This is a genomic window from Deltaproteobacteria bacterium, assembly GCA_017302835.1.
Classification (GTDB): domain Bacteria; phylum Bdellovibrionota; class Bdellovibrionia; order Bdellovibrionales; family Bdellovibrionaceae; genus UBA2316.
On the sequence record JAFLCC010000018.1, the window covers coordinates 21,890 to 39,366 of the forward strand.

Sequence of the window (17,477 nt, forward strand, 5' to 3'; positions counted from 1 at the left end):
ATAAATTAAAATTCCCAATCTTCTGCATTTAAAGATTCATAAAATTTATGACCTGTTAATTTAAAATTTTTCATATCTTTGGGGATAACAGCGGACTCGCCTCGAAAGTACAAGGAGATCACAGGAATTTGTTCTGTGTACTCCTTTAAAATTTCATAAGAAATTTTCTTTCTTTTTTCAAAATCAAATTCGCTTTCATAATCATCCACAAGCTTATCTACTTTATCACTTTTAAATCCTGTAAAATTTTGGCCTGTCCACGTATTTTTTTCATTTGGAATGTTGTTGGATCGCAAAACTGCCTTAGATGAAATTTCAGGAAAACTGGACCAAGAAAAAAAAGCCATATCAAATTTTCTTTTTGGCAAAATTTCTGAAAATAAAAATCTTGCTAACTCGGTTTTTAATTTTAAATCGACGCCAATCTGTTTCCATTGGGACTGCAACATCGCTTGTATGGTTTCATTTGCTTTTAATCCTGCAGAAGTCACCAAGGTAAAGCTCAGCTTTTGCCCATTTTTATACCGATAATTATCAGCTCCTAATTTCCATCCAGCTTCGTCTAACAATTTTTTGGCTTTTCGTTTGTCAGATTCATAAATGGTAATTATTTTTTTATCTTCGGTATACAATCGATCCAACGGCGAGATCAGGTGGTGGGCTACCGTGACTTTTCCTTCAAATACAGATTTAACCAACTCTTCTTTATTTAAACCATAGGAAAGGGCTTTTCTCACGCTTAAATCTGATAAAATGGGATGAGATAAATTGACATCCATATGACCGTATGTCACCCCATCTTGAAAGATCATCTTATAGGGAAGGTTTTCACTTTTGATCTTTTTTTCAAAGGCCAAGGCCTGGTCCATGGTTAATCCCATCCGAGAAATTTTATCTAAATTTTTGGATCTCAGATTGGCTTCTAAGGTGCCAGAATTAGGAATAATTTGAATCACTATTTTTTTTATTTTTGGTTTTTTCCCATAAAAATTTTCATTGGGCACCAAAATGATATGGGATCCTAACTTAACCTCAGAAACCCGATAGGGGCCATTCCATAATCCTTTTTTAGTTGGGTCTTTTTGATACAAAGTATTTCGATCATATCCCTCTTTTTCCTTGCTAAACTTATTAAAAATTTCCTCTTCCAAGTGAGAAGGCAAAACACTAGGCATGTTTATGAAGAAATCCCATTTCGCTTCCTTAAATTTAACGCTACATTTGGTGGGGGATTTTGGATCCCATTCGATTGTTTCAATGTTTTCATATTCATCTCTACTAGATAAAGTGATATTTTTACTAAGTCCTACTTGCCAAGAAAATTTTAAATCCTTACAGGTTATGGGAACACCATCGCCCCACTTTATTCCGTCGACAAACTCCCACTCCGTAATGATCTTTTTTAAATTATTTTCGGAAATGACTTTTACTGACTTATCATTTAGATTGGGAATTTTCTTTACAATAAGCGGAGCAAATTTATTTTCATTGTTCAAATAAACCATAGGCCTATAAGAAAAATACATCATGTAGTTTCCTACCGCAGTTGAATTCAGAATTGGATTTAAAGTTTCAAACTCTGAAACAACACCTATCTTTAACTCTTCATTGCCAACGGCCTTAATTGACGGACTGAAAAATAAGATTCCTACAACAAGTGTTCTGATGATAAGAATAATGAAGGTTCTGATTATCCCATTAAAAGGGATCGGTAACATGAATTTCATAAAACTCCTGACTCTGCTTTAAGTTTGGGGAATATTGTCTCTGCATTTTTTCTTGTTTGTAAACACAATTCCTTCAGGGAAATATTTTTTATTTCGGCCACCACTTTGGCGGTATGAACGACGTAGGCCGGCGTATTGGGTTTACCTCGCATGGGTACCGGAGATAAAAAAGGTGAATCCGTCTCGATAAGCAAGCGATCCAATGGTATCGCGCTCACTGTTTTTTTTAATTCATGGGCATTTTTAAAAGTCACTACCCCTGAAATAGAAATAAAATAACCTAAATCTAAACACTGATCGGCAAGCCATTGAGTGCCGGTAAAACAATGAATCAAACCCTTAACTTGATCTTTGTACTCACTTAAAATCGCGACCGTATCTTCTTCGGCATCGCGGGTATGAATTTCGACAGGCATTTTTAATTGCCTCGCTAAATCTAATTGACTACGAAAAGCCTCTAATTGTTCATTTTTGGGAGATTGGTTGTAATAGTAATCTAAGCCAATCTCACCGATGGCCACGACTCGCTCTTGGCGGGCATTTCGTAGAATGAATTCTCCTACTTCTTTGCTGTACGAAACTCCATCATGGGGATGAATTCCCAATGTACAATAGACATGGGGAGCATATTTTTTAGCAAGTTCTAAAACCACCGGCAAATCCTGAGGGTCGGTTCCAATGGTGATAATACGATCCACCCCTACAGAAAGTGCCTTCTCAATGGCCATTTCTGGCCCCTCTTCGAGCTTGTCCAAATGAGCATGCATGTCCATCCATCTTAATTCCTGATCACTTAACATGAAACACTCCTTTATCCAAGATCTCTACCCATGATCTCTATTTTGGATTGGTATAGATTTATTTTGATTCAAATCACAGATTAATTTTTCTAAGAGAAAAATGGGGTCTGGACTCCAACCCATTTCCTTTGCTGTTTTTCTAAAAAAGTCATTAATGAGAAATATTTTTTCAACCGAAACTTTAACTAATTCTAAGATTTCTTTTTTATTATCTGGTAAAATCAAACTAAGAGAATCCACGTCCTGTTTTAATACTAAAACATCTCTTAAAACCAAGGGGGCCAAGGTCATAAAATCCATAAATTGGCTTTTATCTTTATAAAAAAACCGCCACTCTGTTTGGGAAAACAAATGGGGATTTAAGAAAAGTTCTTTAATAAACTTTAAAGTCTGTTGTAAAGTTTTTTGCCCTTCCTCTTCCATTAAATTTTTAATAAGATGAAGCTGACCTCTGTAGATAAAGTTCTCAGCGGTGTAGGCCCATTCCTGAGTGACCCTCTTCATCTCCTCTTCAGATAAGCTATGAAATCGAATCACTCGTGATCGTGATTTGATGGTGGTTAATATTGATTTTAGAGAATGAGTCAGGAGAATAAAGATAACCCCTTCCGTAGGTTCCTCAAGAGTTTTAAGAATGGCATTGGCAAAAGATAAATTCATTCTGTGAGCCCCATCAATAATAATAAATCTTTTTCTGGACAAAGCTCTGAGTCTTAAGAATTCTTTCACTCTTTCCGCTTGATCGATTTTTATAATATTATTTTGTGGTTCAAGAAAAAGCAGCCCTTCATGGCCAAGATAATCTGAAGGTTCTGAACCTTCCTTTGTCTTTGATTCAGACGCCACCCGCTTACAAGAATTGCAAAACCCACAACCATTTTCTGTCTGACACAAAAAATACTGAGCCAAGGCCATCGCTACTTTCTTTTTCCCAATGCCTTCAGGGCCTGTAAAAAGAAAAGATCCTGATTGGTTTTCACTATCTATAGCTTGAACCATCCGATTCCACACTCGATCATGACCCGTTATTTTTTCTTTTAATCCAGCCATCCTCGCGCTTTCAGCTTTTGCATGACTTGTTTCAACATCTCTTCACTGCTTAAAAAGGCTGCAACAATAAGCCATCGCTCGGGCGTTTCCTTTGCTAATTGTAAAAAAGCATCACGAACTCTTTGATGAAATTCATTTTTCTCAGACTCAATTCGATCTTCTTCAAGTCCAAATTGAAGGGCTCGATTTTGTCGGCGTTGTTTAGACTCCTCCACCGAAATATCTAATAAAATATAAAGATCAGGCTCGAGTCCCTTGGTTGCAAATTGATTCAACCACTCGACATCTTTTCGATCTAAAAATCGTCCCCCACACTGAAAAGCGATGGAGCTGGCAGAAAAACGATCAGAAAGAACCCAATTTTTTTCCTTCAATTTGGGCTCAATAAGAGTCTCGATGAGCTGAGCCCTGGAAGCTTCATACAAAAGCAGTTCAGCCCTAGGAACGGGGGCTGTTTCCCCTTTGTTCACAATCAAGTCTCTTAGTTTATCCCCCAAAGGGGTTCCACCAGGTTCCCGGGTGGTCACATAATTAATTTTTTGATTATCAAGCTCCTTGAGAAGCAGCCCCATCAGCGTGCTTTTCCCAGAACCATCCAACCCTTCAAAAACGATAAATGGCATGTCCCTATATGTGTCATACAAAATACTGAAATAAACCAAAAATTAAACCAACGCACGGTGTAATTTATTGTGAATTTCCCAATAAATGATGATATGGGCGCTACACAATATCGGAGATCCATATGATAGGTTTTTTAACTGTTGTCCACATTCTCATTGCTATTTCACTTTGCGCCCTTGTTTTAGTCCAAGATTCCAAAGGGGGTGGGGCACTTGGTATCGGCGGCAGCGGTTCAAATTCTCTTCTTGGAGCCACCGGAGCCCAAAGCTTAGCTTCAAAACTCACTCGATACATGGCGATTTTCTTCGCTATTTCTTGTGTCGCTTTAACTTACTTTCTCGCCCACCAAAATAAGAGCGTGGTTGATCAACTGGGAACACCCGCCCTTACGGCTCCGGCTATGCCTGCAGCGACTCAATCCACTCCTGCCGTTCCCGCAGAAACGGCTCCTCCTGGGGCGTCTTCTTCTGGGGTACCTGCCTCTGGTACAGACGCTGTTCCTAAAGCAGCTAGTCCTGCAACTCCAACTACTTCTGGACAACCTGAGGCTAATGATAAAAAATAATCTTTAACTATAAAGATGATGTTTAAAGATAATATTTTCACTTATTTATTCCTAGCTCTAGGGATAGGCTTCGTTACTGTTGCTTATCTGTTAACCAATAGTTACCAAAAAAAACTGCCCTCACAAAAAAATATTGCGACTCTTGAAAAAATTTCTGGTGAGGTTTTTATTACAAAAAAATTTAAACTAAAAAAGAAAAGTGTTACTGAAAAAATCTTCTTAAATTCCTTGGATTCTATTGAAACATCCGAGTCCTCTAAGGCTGAAATTGAATTTCCCTCGGGAGAGAAAATTCATCTTCTAGATAACAGCAAACTGATTGTCGATGAAGAAAATGAAATGATACATCTCATTCTTCATCGAGGAGATATTGAAATTCAAAATTATGGTTCCAATGAGCACATTTTTATTTCTTTTCAGGGGCTCAAAGTTCAACTTCGTGAATGGGAAGTCTATAAAAAAAATAAAGTCCTCTCCTACGAGGATCAAAAAAAAGTTCTTAACTCCTTTCAGTCAGATCAAAACTTATCAGAGAATTATGTTGCCAATTTAATTCAAAACCACAAACATAAGTTCCTTCAATGCTATAATAAATTATTACAAAAAACCCCTGGTCTTTCAGGATCTGTAACCCTTTCTTTCACCATTGAAAAATCAGGTAAAGTTTCTAATCCCAATATCGCCAGCTCCCAACTGAGAGATTCCGATTTTAAATCTTGTTTGTTTGAGGTTCTAAAAAGAATTGAATTCAAAGCCTTTGAAGGCGAGCCGATCTCGACAGTGATCCCACTAAATTTCGAGTAAAATTTATTTCTAGATGGTCCCTTTGCAAGGGGTTACGCCTATGGCTCAAATCGAGGCCGCAGGAGGGCGGCGACTGAGGCTTGGCAAGGCCAAGTCGCAGGGAGCCCGACCGACGAGAACGAAGAGTTGAGCCATAGGCGTAACCCCTATCTGTATTCATTTATGTAATCAATATGGTCTTGAACCCAAGGTTCTTCGATAAATAATTTCTTATCAAAATTATTATGAGAGGGGGCATAGGTGCTATGAAGAAGTCCCTTTTCTACAAAATGAGATTTTAAATCAATAAAAGTATCTTCAGTGATCACGCTCCTTCGTATGAGGTCATCAAAGCTCTTCATTAATTCTTCAACTGTAAAATGGTAATTGTAAATCATATCTTGCATGACTTCCGACATTCCTTCAAAGTTGATTTTTTGATGTTGATACAAATCCAGCGTCACTTGAAACGTGTTGTAGGTGGGTAAGGTTCGACGACCAAATTTTAAATAATATTCAGGATCTGTATCTGTCGCTAAATTAATGTAAATTTTTTCAATAGGATCATTAACTGGAATTTGGGATTGCAAATTTAATATAACGTCGACCTGATCACCGGTGACGTAGAGCTGTTCTAAGATATTTCGTATATCATTAGGACTGATTCTTCTAGCGCAGATATCTGAATATAAATTGTAGATAATGGCATCGCTTTCACTATCATCTCCCCAGCAAATTTGTTTTACATTCTCACCAAGTAGGGTTCTTAACTGCATCAGGGCTTGAAGTTTGTATCCTACTTGTTTAGTTAAGCGCCAAAAACGACCAGGTTTGATATTCTTCAAATTGTCTTTATAAAAACAACCCAAAGGATTGATGTTATCAATATACAATTTCTCTGTAATTCGATCCTCAAGCTGTGGAGGACTTGCTGTGATAAAATATATGGGAAAGTATTCACTTCCTTTTGTTTTGGCTCGAAACTCTGCCAGATTTCTTAATAAGGTGTCTGTTCCAGGTACATTTTTTTTATTTAGGGCCTTTTCCATCACCGTCTTGATAAGGCCCTGAATAGAATCAATCGAAGTATCTAAATAAGTCTTATCCAGATCCCAAATAAACACCTCTTCGATTCCTTTAGTTACTCCCTCTGGAGCGTATCTAAAGAATACCACATCCCCATTGATCTCTGCTGTTTTTCTCCAATCCGCCATTCTAACCCTACTGCAAAGTGCCTACAAATATTGTTCCTACTATTTTCGTTCTTTGGTTAAGTTTATTCTATTCGAGCTTAAAGAGTAAACTGAATAAACTCGGAAGCCCTCATTCTATTTTGGTCCTTAGGACCCATGGGATAATCTAGATGATCATTCCATGGGTCCTTTCCTAGACATTAAGCTAGAGCTATGCTAGAAATCCTATCCATTATGGAAAAGTCGTTTATATCAAAAGAAGCGTTAACTGGAATTGTTTATTTAAGCGGAAATAAATCTTCTATTTTAGAACATTTCAACTTAGCAATTAATCGCTTTGGGTTTTGTATTCATAAAGATCAATCTGAGTATTTAAATTTTAGCATAGGAGCTGAGTTTTCAAAATGGGTTGAATTGCTATTCAATTTTTTTCCTTGTCTTGATTTTCTAGATATTTATGAAATTATTTCCAATCCAACGCTGTCTCCATTGATTAACAAAGAAGAGTTATTCAAAAAATACCATATTCCTCCCAATGAAAAAGTTCTTTATCTGATGAGGGAATCTAAACTTCACTGGACTTCCGAAACTTTGAATTGGATTTCAGAAAAGAAAATTCGACCTCAGGATTTACTCTTTCTATTGAATTTGCAAATCAAAGAAAGAGCCTCTCTTCTTCATTCGATATCTAGTTCTCCGCTTTCAAAAAGCCAAGCTCTTCAATTTTTAGAATGGGCTTGTGATTTAATAATGCTAAAAATGGATATTTCTGAAATCACTGAAAATTTGATTACCGATGCCAGTTTAATTAAAATTAAGGAGTTACGTTATCCTAAGAGCTTTCTGCAACACCCCCTTCAAAAACTAAATCTCAACTGGGGCTCAAAGGTACAATCACAATTTCTTCGCAAGCAAGATCGTGCCGGGTTACAAATTCAATTTTTTGTTTCCTCCTCCGATGAATTACAAAATGTGATCCAGCTTCTACAAAAAAATCAAAATGAATGGCGATGCCCATGACAAATCCAGTGACAAATCCAGTGTTAAATACAGTGTTAGATAAAATCTATATTGATAGGGAAACTCTTGATTCACGTTTAAGCCAAAGGCTTATTTCTCTTTACCCAAATGATAAAATTGAAATCGTTACTTCTGATTTCACAAAGGATCACAAAGGAAATTTATCTAAGGACCAATTTGAATGGAGTAAAAAAAATCTTTTCGTTACCAATTTCAAAGGGTATTTTTTCAAAAGATGCCCAGGCGCTACCCAAAAAAAAACAATCACTTGTTGCAATTACTATGTTCTGAATCTGGGTTCCCAGTGTAACTTCAATTGCAGTTATTGTTATTTACAAAGCTATCTAAATACTCCCATAATGAAAGCCTATGCAAATATTGATAAGGCCATTGAAGAACTCAGATCCATGATGGAAGAGTTTCCCAAACTCCCCTATCGGGTGGGAACTGGAGAGGTTATTGATAGCCTGAGTCTGGATCCTCTGACTCTTTTTTCTAGAGACCTCATACCTGTTTTTAATGAATTTCCACACTGGACCCTTGAGTTTAAAACCAAGTCAGATAATGTGGATCAGTTTTTAGACTTGGGGCCCTGCCCGAATGTTATCGTCAGTTGGTCGATAAATCCACCCCATATCATTGAGAAAGAAGAACACTCGACGGCTCGTTTTTCTGAAAGAATCAGTGCGGCTATCAAATGCAAGAACAAAGGATTTCCCTTAGCCTTTCATATCGATCCCATTATTTGGCATGAGAACTGGCAGGAAAACTATGCTTTTTTAGTTGATGAAATCATTAAAAATTTCACGCCAGAAGATATTAAAGTTTTTTCGTTGGGAACCTTGAGGTTTCAACCAGAACAAAGGTATCTCATGAAGGAACGTTTCGGAATGGACTCCTATGTCAATAATTCAGAAATGTTTTTGTCAGATACTGGAAAAATGCGTTACGATTGGCATCAGAGGAATGAAATGTTTCAATTTATTTATAAACGGTTTAAAAACCACAGCCCCAACTGGAATATTTTTCTTTGTATGGAAACTCCAGAGACTTGGGCTACCTCTGTGAATTCATCCCCAATGAGTGTCACAGGATTAAAAGATTTCTTTCGTCCTCTTCCTAAAATTAAACACGAAGGCGAGGACTCTGATGAAAAAAATGAGCCAACTATTTTTAATTAAAAGTTATTCCTTTTTATTATTATCATTATTTTATCTATTGAATTTTTCCACTGTTGCCTTTGCAAATACTAAAAACCAAGGCTTAAAGCCGCAACTTATGGGACAGGGTCAATTTGGCATGCCAGGTTGTGGCTTTGGGTCCATGGTCTTTGAACCGAAAGAAAATAAACTTTTCTCCATGACTCTAAACCATATTACCTCTTCCCAAGCCTTTGGAATTTCATCAGGGACCTCAAATTGTCACGAACCCCTCCCCTCAGAGATTAACCGAGCTGAAAGCTTGCCTGAATTTATCGAAAACAATAAATTGAGTATTTCAAGAGATGCCGCTCGTGGGAGTGGAGAAACCATTAAGGTTCTATCCCAAATGCTCGAGTGCAATCCAAAAGAAGTGGGGCATGTTTTAAAAACTAATTACCAGAAAATATTTGTTGAAACTAAAATGCAGTCAGCTGGTATTGAGGCCCACTTAAATAATTTGCTCACTGACGATCAGAAATGTTTTGAATAGCTTTCTTTTAAAGACTTTCTTCGCAGTTACAGATTTTCCCTCAGAACTCGCGTTATTCCATCTAAATTTTTTCCCAATTTATTTTTTCCAATGGAATCTCAAGCCAACTTTCTTTTTTGGGAAAGCCATCAGGTTTTTTTTCTGTTAACTTGAAGTACTTAAGAACCCCAGTAAAGGCACAGATAAAGGCTTCAAAGGCATGGCTGTTTTGAATCATGATCTTAAAGTCTTGTTCATAAACAAAGGCTAATTTATTTTCACAGAGAGTATCTAGAATAATTTCTCTGGATTCATTTCCATCAATGGAATGACGGTGATATTTTAAATAATTTTTGCTAATATTAAAGGATTTACCTAACCGCCAGATCGAAAGTTTGGGATAAACTTCTATCCAATTCATGGGAATTCTTTTCTTTAAAAAGATGGCCCTCGCTAATAAAGGCGCCATATTTGCTCCTAAGGCCGCAGACAAATCAAAGGTCTCTTCAAGTTCATGGTTAATATACAGCTCTGCAGCTCGCTGGGTGTAGGGAGTGATCGATTTTTTTGGTTTTTTATTTTTATTTCGTTTATTATTTAACTTATTCATCCATTTTATATGTTCTTGATGACAGTTTTCCATACCTGGACACTTTAATTTACAATTTAAACATAAAGGTAAATTCCAAGGAACATCCACCGCAAAATATTCAGTAAATGCTTTATAGTCATTAACAAGTTGAATAATTCTTTGATCTGCAGAGACCGTGTCCTCATTTTTAATTTTATCAAAAATTTTAGTTAAAAATATCTTATGATAACGAGGGTAATACTCCACAATGGCGAGACAGGCCTTATCTGTTTTACCTCCGGCCAAGGATAAGCCCATAAAGCGATGAACGGGGTCAGTTCCTTTAGATAAAGTAAATCCCTTATCCGAGTCTAAATCGGATCCACGGGAAGAGAATTCAATATTTGGTAGCCTTGTTTTTGACATTCATTAATAATGCTACTTCTGGTTGATTCCTCTGTCCAGATCAGAACACAACCTCCGCCACCCGCACCGCAAATTTTAATAGATTGCTCGCCATTTTTCATGGCTATTTCTTTCAACTTAATTATTTCTGGACTTGAAAAAGCACTAGTTAACTGAATTCTAAACTTATATTCTAAATCAAATAGCCTTGGAATTTCACTCCATCGATTCTTTTCACAAACCAAGGCCATTTCACTGGCCACCTCTTTGAGAGCTGACAATGTCATTAATGTCTCTTTATCTTTTCTTACAGCAGCTTTTAAGACTTCAAAATTATTAATTCCTGAATGATGACTTTTTCCCGTATGCACCAATAAAAAATGTTTTTTTAGCGGCGTATTCTCTGTAGATATGATTTTTTGCTCAATGCCAGTTGGATGATAAGTTAAAATATTTAACCCACCGCTCATTGCAGGATAATAATCCTGGGTTCCCGTTGGAGTTGTTAATATCTGAGCCTCTAAATTATGGGCCAAGAAGACCATCTCATGGGCTGATGGCATCTGACGCTTTGTCATTTTATAAAAAGCCTTCAAACATGAAATTAACAAACTAGAACTACCACCGAGGCCAGCACCAACCGGGCTTTGGGATTTAGTTTTTAATTTAAAACCCCGTTCGAAAGTAAAAAAAGAGATCAGAGGTTTATAAAAACAGAGTTCCTTATCATCAGACTTAAGAAGATCATCTTTATTTTTAAACGTTTTATGATAATTTAAGTCCAATGAATCAATAGTGATTAACTCATGGTCCACATTGCCTTTTAAGTTTGGAATCAATTCAACTTCCGAAAAAATATCTACGGCCACATTTACGGTGACGGCACCCCCCAAAAAGGAATACAGAGGCCACATATCAAGGGTTCCACCAGCAAGATCAACCCTTGTTGGCGATTTAATAATCACTTGATTCAAAGACATATTTTATTTCTTCGGTAAGGTTTCACTGCTAGTCCCTGGTAACTTATCTTGTATTTTTTCTGGAGTCTTTTCTAGAACTTTTTCTTTCATCTTTGTCATTTCGTTCAATTGCAATTTGTCGATTTCAAGATCTTCAATGATAAAAGGTTCATTAAAAAGATTTGTTCTTGCAATCCTCACATTTTTGTCTAAATCAGCCACTTTCTTCTTAATGGAGTCAGACATCGTCAGCTCAAATACTGTTTTTTTATCTTGATCCAAAAACTGTATTTTGTGGGATAATTTCGTTTTTTTAAATTCAGCATCATTAATGTAATTAAGAACATTTAAATCTTTAATTTTATCCATCATGCCTTTAACTGTTTCCTGCTGAACCTCGATCTTGGAATCCTCTTTAGTTAATTCCCATTTTCCATTATTTTCCACAAAACTCGATTTTTTTAAAGAAGTTTCAAAATCGATATTTTTCACTTTGGTTTTATCTAATGCCAAAAAAGGAAGTTTGGTATCTCTGTATTCATTTAATTGAACAGACTCAAATTTTTTTCCAAAAGAATTATCTACTTTAACAATCAAAAACGGATCATTAATTAACATGATAAAAGAATTGTCCTTATCTTTCACCAGAGAGGCTGTCCATTTTTTATCCAATAAATTCACCTCAATTTGAATTTCAGGCTTTGTCAAATTGTACTTACTTTTTTGGCTTGGGACTTCCGAAGACTCAACCAAGATAGCTTGGGCCATAGTCTCATTGAGTTTAGAAATTGATTCACGGACTTTATTTTGATCCAAAATCCAATTTGATTTTTCAGGACTCAACCATTTAGCCTCTTTATTTACAAAGCTAAATTTATCTTTTTTATTTTTAATCACCACACTTTGAACATTTGAAATCTGATGTCTAAAAATTTTTTTATTTCTCAGATCAAATGATTTTTTTCCAATGTGCCCGGACCAGGAAGAGCTTGCAACAAAGACTTTGCTCTGGCCTGGAATTCGCAGAAATGAATTATTTTCAAAATTCTTTTTATCCGACACTTCCACAGAGGCACTGGCCCCAGCCGTGGTAGAAAGTGTTAATTTGGCAGCTTTCTTATCAAATCCAAAAAATTGCCACTGAATGTCTTTTCCTTCCACCGCCGTTGAAATAGTTTTTTCCTCAACAAGTTGTTTTAACCAAGACTCAACTCCCTCACTATCCCCCATGTCCTGCACGGGTTCTGCCATCTTCCAACCTTCAGAAGTACGGGATAAAGAAATTTTTTCTTTATCCCCTTCGATAAGAATATAATTAATCTGTTCCGGTTTTAAATCTTTGAAAATTTTAGACTGTTCTTCTTTGACTACTTTTTCTTTTTCTTTTCCTTTATATTCTCCTAAGTAGGCATAGGCAGAAAGCAACACGACTACTAAAAATAATATCCATGTTCCTTTGTTTCTCATTTAAAACTCCTTTTAAGCGTTTCTTCGTCTGAACCAAATAACAATTGATGTGATCAACATGATTAATGGTAAGGGAATAATGATTCCAAAATAAAACAAAGCCTGCTTAGCCTGTGAAGGATCTAGTTCTGTTTTACTCAGTTCCTTAGGGCTGATGCTGATTTGATTTTCATCTTTAGCTAATTGAGAAAAGGAATTAGCCACGAGATCTTTGTTCATATTGGCATCAATGAGCTCATTATTAAAAATATCTGCATCTCCGAAAACAACCATTTGAAAATCATGTTTATCAGACGAACTTAATTTTCCTTTAGCAAAAATAACTGAAGTAAAATTACCCTCAGCACTTGGTTTCTTTGCAGATAAACTTTCTAACGATACGGCCGGACCCACTTTTACTAGATCATCATAGGCGATCGTTGAGGGCGCTTGTCCTAATTTTTTAACCGCTTGTGGAAGCAAGAAAAGTGAAACCTGATTTTTTGCAAAAAGCTTGGTGATTTCGCTTTGCGAAGAGTATTGAAAAGCAAAGGTAATTCCTTTTGGCAAGGGAGAATCTGCGACGCTGATAAGGTAGTTATTTTCCATTTCAAGACCATAGGATGTTAACCATTTATCAAGACCGGTATTATTTTTCTGTTCCAGAGCCAGAATCAAATTTCCACCTTTTGCCACAAAATCAGTAAGGGCTTTCAATTCATGCTCTAAGAAACCTTGCATTGGACCGATAATAGCTAAAACATCAGCATCTTCTGGAACTTTTCCCGTCTGTGAAAGGGCGAAGGTTTTGACTTCATAATTCTTGCCTTCCAATACAGTCTTTAATCTTCCAAGGCCCTTTGCTCCTTGAGAATCAGACAAGGAATACTCAGCGTGGCCCTCAGAAAAATAGATCTTCTTAGACTTATCACTCATCACACGGATAAGTGCCTGGGTGATGTCTTGCTCGTCTATTTTTTCAATACTTTGTTTTTTCCCTTTATATTCAAGAAAGACTATCCCTTTACCTTGTTTAACTCCATAGGCTTCTGCCAAGTCAGGTCTTTCATTCACTTCGACAAACTCTAGATTAATCTTATTCGTGTTGTCCTGATATTTTCTTATAAGTTCCCGAAAGGCCTTTCTATTTTCTTCATTCCCATCTTGTTTTTGGGCATAAAAAAATCTAACTTTTAGCTCTTCTGTTAATGTTTTGATGATTTTCAAGCTCTGTTCCGACAAAGAATTCCTTTGCGCTTGAGAGAAATCAAAAGTCTTTACATTCCTTGCGCCCAGAAAGTTCACAACAAAAAGCAAAACAAAAACCAGAATGATCATCACCCCCATGTTCATTCCATTTTTTGTGGTTTTCATTGAAAAAAACTCTTTATAGAATTTTCTATCTACTAAAATAGAAAGACCAAGAAAAACTCCAATTAATCCAAGAAGCACCCAATAGAAAGGGTACCATTCTCTGATAAAAAAACGAGTGACAGCAAATGCCGCCAGAGTGATACCTGCGAATAACAATCCTAATTGACCTAATTTACTCATGATTACCTCCAACGATGAGATTCAACGACTCTCTCATTTAAAAACAAAAATAATCCAATTGTACTAAAAAAATAAATTAACGAATTGGTTCTAATAGTTCCTTCAATCAATCCCGATATATGAAAGCTAAGAGAAATATGTTCTAAAATATCCCTGACCCATTGGGTATCAGCAAATTCAACAGCTTGTGAGATAAACCAAACAGCAATGTTCAGAAGAGCCGAAGTCACGTAGGAAATCAAAATGCTTTCCGATAAACTCGAACAAAATAAGTTCATTGCTGCATAAACTGCCGAAATTAAATAAATACCGAAAAAAGCGATAAGTAAAGGGGCCCAATTCAACTTTGCAAATAAAACCGTTCCCAAAGGGTATAGGAAGGCAATGAAAAAAATCACAAATAGGGCCATCAAAGCCCCAAGGTATTTTCCAACAACAATTTCAAAAGACTTTAAAGGACAAGTCAGCAGCAAATCAAAAGTCCGCAATTTTTTTTCTTCTGAAAACAACCTCATGGTGATGGCGGGAACGATAAAAATTAAAATCAAATTGAGTATCTGCAAATGATTTAAAAAGACAGTGTAATGAATATTCGCCTGCCCTGCAGCCCCAGGCTGCATCATCGACATAGCTCCCATTTGGAAAAACCTCTGCAACTGCATGGTAAAAAGAGCACTTAATATTAAGGTAACAAATGTCATCATAATATAAAAAGTGGGATTTTTGGTAAAGCTTTTAAACTCCTTCATAGCGATGGTAAGCATATTCGACATTTTATATTCCTTTCTCTGAACCATAGGTAAGCTTCAAGAAAACATCTTCTAAATCTACCTTGCTTGGACTTAACTCGATTAATCCAAGTCCATTAGAAACAATCTTAGAAGATAATTGATCAATGATTTCATCATCCCCTTTGTATCCAATTTTCCATTCTTTTTTATTAGCCCCGGAATCCACATCAAGAACGCCAGCTACATCTTTTAAGAGAGATCCTAAATCCTGAATTTCCTTCCTCAACTTGACAAATACACGACCTTGGCCTTTTTCTAAGCTGGAAAGGTTTTGAATTGTATCTTGAGCCACAATTTTTCCCTTATTTATAATGACAACCCTTTCGCAGGTCGCTTGAACTTCAGGTAGAATATGCGTAGACAAAATAATTGTATGTTGGCCCTTAAGTTCTTTTATCAAATCTCTGATTTCGGCAACCTGTTTGGGATCCAAACCCACTGTAGGTTCATCCAATATTAACACTTCAGGATCTGAAACTATAGCTTGCGCTATTCCCACTCTTTGCTTGAACCCTTTTGATAAATTATGAATCAATCTGGTCGAAACAGCATTTAAATTAGTTTTTTCAATGGCACGATCGACAAAGGAATTTATTTTAGTTTTATCCACTTGTTTAAGCTTGGCTACGTATTTTAAATAGTCCCTGACAAACATATCAGAGTATACTGGGGGTATTTCTGGCAAATACCCAATTCTTTTTTTAACTTCAATAGGGTTTTCAAAAACATCAAAACCCGCAATAGATGCGGATCCACTTGAAGGGGCCATAAAGCCAGTGATGATCTTCATTGTGGTTGATTTTCCAGCTCCATTGGGACCTAAAAAGCCAACCACATCACCTTTTTTTATTGAGAAAGTGACATTTTCAATGGCTTTTAGATTTCCATACTCTTTACAGAGTTCTTTGACTTCTATCATTTTCACCTTCCTATGAAACAATATAAATAAATTCGCAGGCAAACACCTGCGAAAAATATTCTCTTGAGAGTTTGTTTTGAAGTCAAGAACTAGTCATTTAAGTCTTATTTTTTTTAAAACCGGGGGTTTTTCCATAAGAAATTTTGTTCATTAGCGAACTGAACTCGTCCCAGTCTATCACCTTTAATAGGCTTAACATAGCGACATTCTGTATAAACTACATCGAAGGATCCATTCGATTTTTCGATCTTTGATTTGCTATATTCAGACACCATCCATTCAATAACCTTAACGATTTCATCATTTGATAACTTATAATTTTTATTTCTTCTTACAATAACGTGGGCGCTTGGAAAATCCCTTAGATGAAACCATAAATCCCATGCCTGGGATTTTTTTAATAATTCCATATTGGATTGTGCATTTTTCCCCATGTAGGCAATAGCCTGCTGGCTCAATTCTAATTTTCTTAAGGCCATCGTCGCAGATTGTACAGGAGAAATTTTATGTTTCGTCAGCTTTTGATTTTCTTCAAAACTTGTATTTTGTAAGTTCTTAATTTCTTCCTTCAATTTTTCAATACGCTGGATGGCCCCTGATCTTTTCTGTTCATAACCCTTGGCTTTATTAAAAACAGTTTCTCTATTCCAATCTTTGGTTTTAGATTTATCTACATATTCTAGCCATTCAAAGGGCAAATTTTCTAAAGAATTGTATTTTAGGAACTCTCCTATTTTATAATAGGTCTCTTCTTTGTTATCTTCCAAGGTCGCCAAAATTTTTTCAATGGCACCTTGTTTTTTTGTTATATTTTTAAGATTTTTTACTTCCCATAATTTCTTTTCATCACGAATTGCCGCATTTTTGGATGAGAATTGCGCTTCCCATTCTTCTTTGAGAACTTGGTGAGATCTGAATTCCTCGGCTTCTGTCATCTTCTCAATTGCAGAAAAATCTCGATTTTGAGGTTTTATCCAAGAGATTTTTTTCTCCTCTGCGGTAACAATTAAATTAGCGTTATTGGGAATAAGAATAACTTCTATTTGATGTTTAGATTCCAAATGAGAAAAATAAAATAAAGCTCGACGTCCCCATTCTGGTTGGTATTCTATCTCCACAAGGGGACGATTTTTTAGATTCGAATTGATAAATAAGGTCACCGGTCTAGGCTTTTGACTTTTAACGACTGGTTGCTTATTTGTTTCATAAAGTAACAACATCGGCGATGGAGATAAATCTATAACCAACCAAAAAGATTTATGCAGATATAATCCAAGAACCAAGCCCCTTTCAAAGGGATACACTTCTTGCAGCTGAGCTGAAATAATTTTGGACTTCAAATATTCAATAATATGATGAAACTCTTGGAAATTAATTGACTTCATTTTCTAGACTATAC

General features: G+C 36.2%; 17 protein-coding genes. 5 read left to right on the forward strand and 12 right to left on the reverse strand.

The window, feature by feature from the left end; translation table 11 throughout:
- Positions 1-5: 5 nt before the first annotated feature.
- Genes J0M15_14660 through tmk form a run of 4 tightly spaced genes read right to left on the reverse strand, consistent with a single transcriptional unit; the run spans position 6 to position 4,200 of the window.
- On the reverse strand, positions 6-1,727 hold the full coding sequence (locus J0M15_14660) for a peptide ABC transporter substrate-binding protein (GenBank protein ID MBN8538292.1): 1,722 nt from the start codon (positions 1,725-1,727) through the stop codon (positions 6-8).
- Complete coding sequence (locus J0M15_14665) at positions 1,724-2,527, reverse strand: TatD family hydrolase (GenBank protein MBN8538293.1); 804 nt, start codon at positions 2,525-2,527, stop codon at positions 1,724-1,726. Before J0M15_14665 ends, J0M15_14660 begins: the two co-directional genes overlap by 4 nt.
- Positions 2,528-2,551: 24 nt before the next feature.
- On the reverse strand, positions 2,552-3,577 hold the full coding sequence (locus J0M15_14670) for an AAA family ATPase (protein MBN8538294.1): 1,026 nt from the start codon (positions 3,575-3,577) through the stop codon (positions 2,552-2,554).
- Positions 3,565-4,200: a dTMP kinase gene (gene tmk, locus J0M15_14675; protein ID MBN8538295.1), complete on the reverse strand. Its 636-nt coding sequence runs from the start codon at positions 4,198-4,200 to the stop codon at positions 3,565-3,567. The genes J0M15_14670 and tmk overlap by 13 nt, the downstream gene beginning before the upstream one ends.
- Positions 4,201-4,322: 122 nt before the next feature.
- Here tmk and secG point away from each other — a divergent pair, with 122 nt between their 5' ends.
- Together secG and J0M15_14685 are read left to right on the forward strand one after the other, a co-directional pair.
- On the forward strand, positions 4,323-4,766 hold the full coding sequence (gene secG, locus J0M15_14680; protein MBN8538296.1) for a preprotein translocase subunit SecG: 444 nt from the start codon (positions 4,323-4,325) through the stop codon (positions 4,764-4,766).
- An 18-nt stretch (positions 4,767-4,784) separates the two neighbouring features.
- Complete coding sequence (locus J0M15_14685) at positions 4,785-5,570, forward strand: AgmX/PglI C-terminal domain-containing protein (protein MBN8538297.1); 786 nt, start codon at positions 4,785-4,787, stop codon at positions 5,568-5,570.
- A gap of 146 nt (positions 5,571-5,716) precedes the next feature.
- Here the strand turns inward: J0M15_14685 and J0M15_14690 are convergent, their stop codons facing one another.
- Complete coding sequence (locus J0M15_14690) at positions 5,717-6,763, reverse strand: hypothetical protein (protein ID MBN8538298.1); 1,047 nt, start codon at positions 6,761-6,763, stop codon at positions 5,717-5,719.
- Positions 6,764-6,976: 213 nt separating this feature from the next.
- Here J0M15_14690 and J0M15_14695 point away from each other — a divergent pair, with 213 nt between their 5' ends.
- Genes J0M15_14695 through J0M15_14705 form a run of 3 tightly spaced genes read left to right on the forward strand, consistent with a single transcriptional unit; the run spans position 6,977 to position 9,454 of the window.
- The gene (locus tag J0M15_14695; GenBank protein ID MBN8538299.1) at positions 6,977-7,762 is read left to right on the forward strand and encodes a hypothetical protein; all 786 of its coding nucleotides are present in this window, start codon (positions 6,977-6,979) and stop codon (positions 7,760-7,762) included.
- Entirely contained in the window at positions 7,759-8,943 is a 1,185-nt protein-coding gene (locus tag J0M15_14700; protein ID MBN8538300.1) for a hypothetical protein, read from the forward strand. Before J0M15_14695 ends, J0M15_14700 begins: the two co-directional genes overlap by 4 nt.
- A complete protein-coding gene (locus J0M15_14705; protein ID MBN8538301.1) occupies positions 8,912-9,454 on the forward strand; it encodes a DUF3015 family protein in 543 nt (180 codons plus the stop codon). Before J0M15_14700 ends, J0M15_14705 begins: the two co-directional genes overlap by 32 nt.
- Positions 9,455-9,515: 61 nt before the next feature.
- Here the strand turns inward: J0M15_14705 and J0M15_14710 are convergent, their stop codons facing one another.
- The 7 genes from J0M15_14710 to J0M15_14740 form a co-directional block, all read right to left on the reverse strand.
- Positions 9,516-10,322 carry a DUF429 domain-containing protein gene (locus J0M15_14710; protein ID MBN8538302.1) on the reverse strand — a complete coding sequence of 269 codons (807 nt, stop codon included), beginning with the start codon at positions 10,320-10,322 and terminating at the stop codon, positions 9,516-9,518.
- Positions 10,323-10,375: 53 nt separating this feature from the next.
- Positions 10,376-11,383: a galactokinase gene (locus J0M15_14715; protein MBN8538303.1), complete on the reverse strand. Its 1,008-nt coding sequence runs from the start codon at positions 11,381-11,383 to the stop codon at positions 10,376-10,378.
- A gap of 9 nt (positions 11,384-11,392) precedes the next feature.
- Positions 11,393-12,835: a DUF4340 domain-containing protein gene (locus J0M15_14720; protein ID MBN8538304.1), complete on the reverse strand. Its 1,443-nt coding sequence runs from the start codon at positions 12,833-12,835 to the stop codon at positions 11,393-11,395.
- Positions 12,836-12,847: 12 nt separating this feature from the next.
- Positions 12,848-14,368 carry a GldG family protein gene (locus J0M15_14725; GenBank protein MBN8538305.1) on the reverse strand — a complete coding sequence of 507 codons (1,521 nt, stop codon included), beginning with the start codon at positions 14,366-14,368 and terminating at the stop codon, positions 12,848-12,850.
- Between the two features lie 2 nt (positions 14,369-14,370).
- Entirely contained in the window at positions 14,371-15,141 is a 771-nt protein-coding gene (locus J0M15_14730) for an ABC transporter permease subunit (GenBank protein ID MBN8538306.1), read from the reverse strand.
- Position 15,142: 1 nt separating this feature from the next.
- Positions 15,143-16,078, reverse strand: a complete 936-nt coding sequence (locus J0M15_14735; protein MBN8538307.1) for an ATP-binding cassette domain-containing protein — start codon at positions 16,076-16,078, stop codon at positions 15,143-15,145.
- Positions 16,079-16,191: 113 nt separating this feature from the next.
- Positions 16,192-17,463: a DUF814 domain-containing protein gene (locus J0M15_14740; protein ID MBN8538308.1), complete on the reverse strand. Its 1,272-nt coding sequence runs from the start codon at positions 17,461-17,463 to the stop codon at positions 16,192-16,194.
- Positions 17,464-17,477: the final 14 nt, after the last annotated feature.

Coding starts and splice junctions, on each gene's coding strand:
- J0M15_14720 (MBN8538304.1), bottom strand. CDS start 12,835: ATGAGAAACAAAGGAACATGGATATTATTTTTAGTAGTCGTGTTGCTT.
- J0M15_14730 (MBN8538306.1), bottom strand. CDS start 15,141: ATGTCGAATATGCTTACCATCGCTATGAAGGAGTTTAAAAGCTTTACC.
- tmk (MBN8538295.1), bottom strand. CDS start 4,200: ATGCCATTTATCGTTTTTGAAGGGTTGGATGGTTCTGGGAAAAGCACG.
- J0M15_14670 (MBN8538294.1), bottom strand. CDS start 3,577: ATGGCTGGATTAAAAGAAAAAATAACGGGTCATGATCGAGTGTGGAAT.
- secG (MBN8538296.1), top strand. CDS start 4,323: ATGATAGGTTTTTTAACTGTTGTCCACATTCTCATTGCTATTTCACTT.
- J0M15_14690 (MBN8538298.1), bottom strand. CDS start 6,763: ATGGCGGATTGGAGAAAAACAGCAGAGATCAATGGGGATGTGGTATTC.
- J0M15_14695 (MBN8538299.1), top strand. CDS start 6,977: ATGGAAAAGTCGTTTATATCAAAAGAAGCGTTAACTGGAATTGTTTAT.
- J0M15_14735 (MBN8538307.1), bottom strand. CDS start 16,078: ATGATAGAAGTCAAAGAACTCTGTAAAGAGTATGGAAATCTAAAAGCC.
- J0M15_14685 (MBN8538297.1), top strand. CDS start 4,785: ATGTTTAAAGATAATATTTTCACTTATTTATTCCTAGCTCTAGGGATA.
- J0M15_14710 (MBN8538302.1), bottom strand. CDS start 10,322: ATGGGCTTATCCTTGGCCGGAGGTAAAACAGATAAGGCCTGTCTCGCC.
- J0M15_14740 (MBN8538308.1), bottom strand. CDS start 17,463: ATGAAGTCAATTAATTTCCAAGAGTTTCATCATATTATTGAATATTTG.
- J0M15_14660 (MBN8538292.1), bottom strand. CDS start 1,727: ATGAAATTCATGTTACCGATCCCTTTTAATGGGATAATCAGAACCTTC.
- J0M15_14700 (MBN8538300.1), top strand. CDS start 7,759: ATGACAAATCCAGTGACAAATCCAGTGTTAAATACAGTGTTAGATAAA.
- J0M15_14665 (MBN8538293.1), bottom strand. CDS start 2,527: ATGTTAAGTGATCAGGAATTAAGATGGATGGACATGCATGCTCATTTG.
- J0M15_14705 (MBN8538301.1), top strand. CDS start 8,912: ATGAAAAAAATGAGCCAACTATTTTTAATTAAAAGTTATTCCTTTTTA.
- J0M15_14725 (MBN8538305.1), bottom strand. CDS start 14,368: ATGAGTAAATTAGGTCAATTAGGATTGTTATTCGCAGGTATCACTCTG.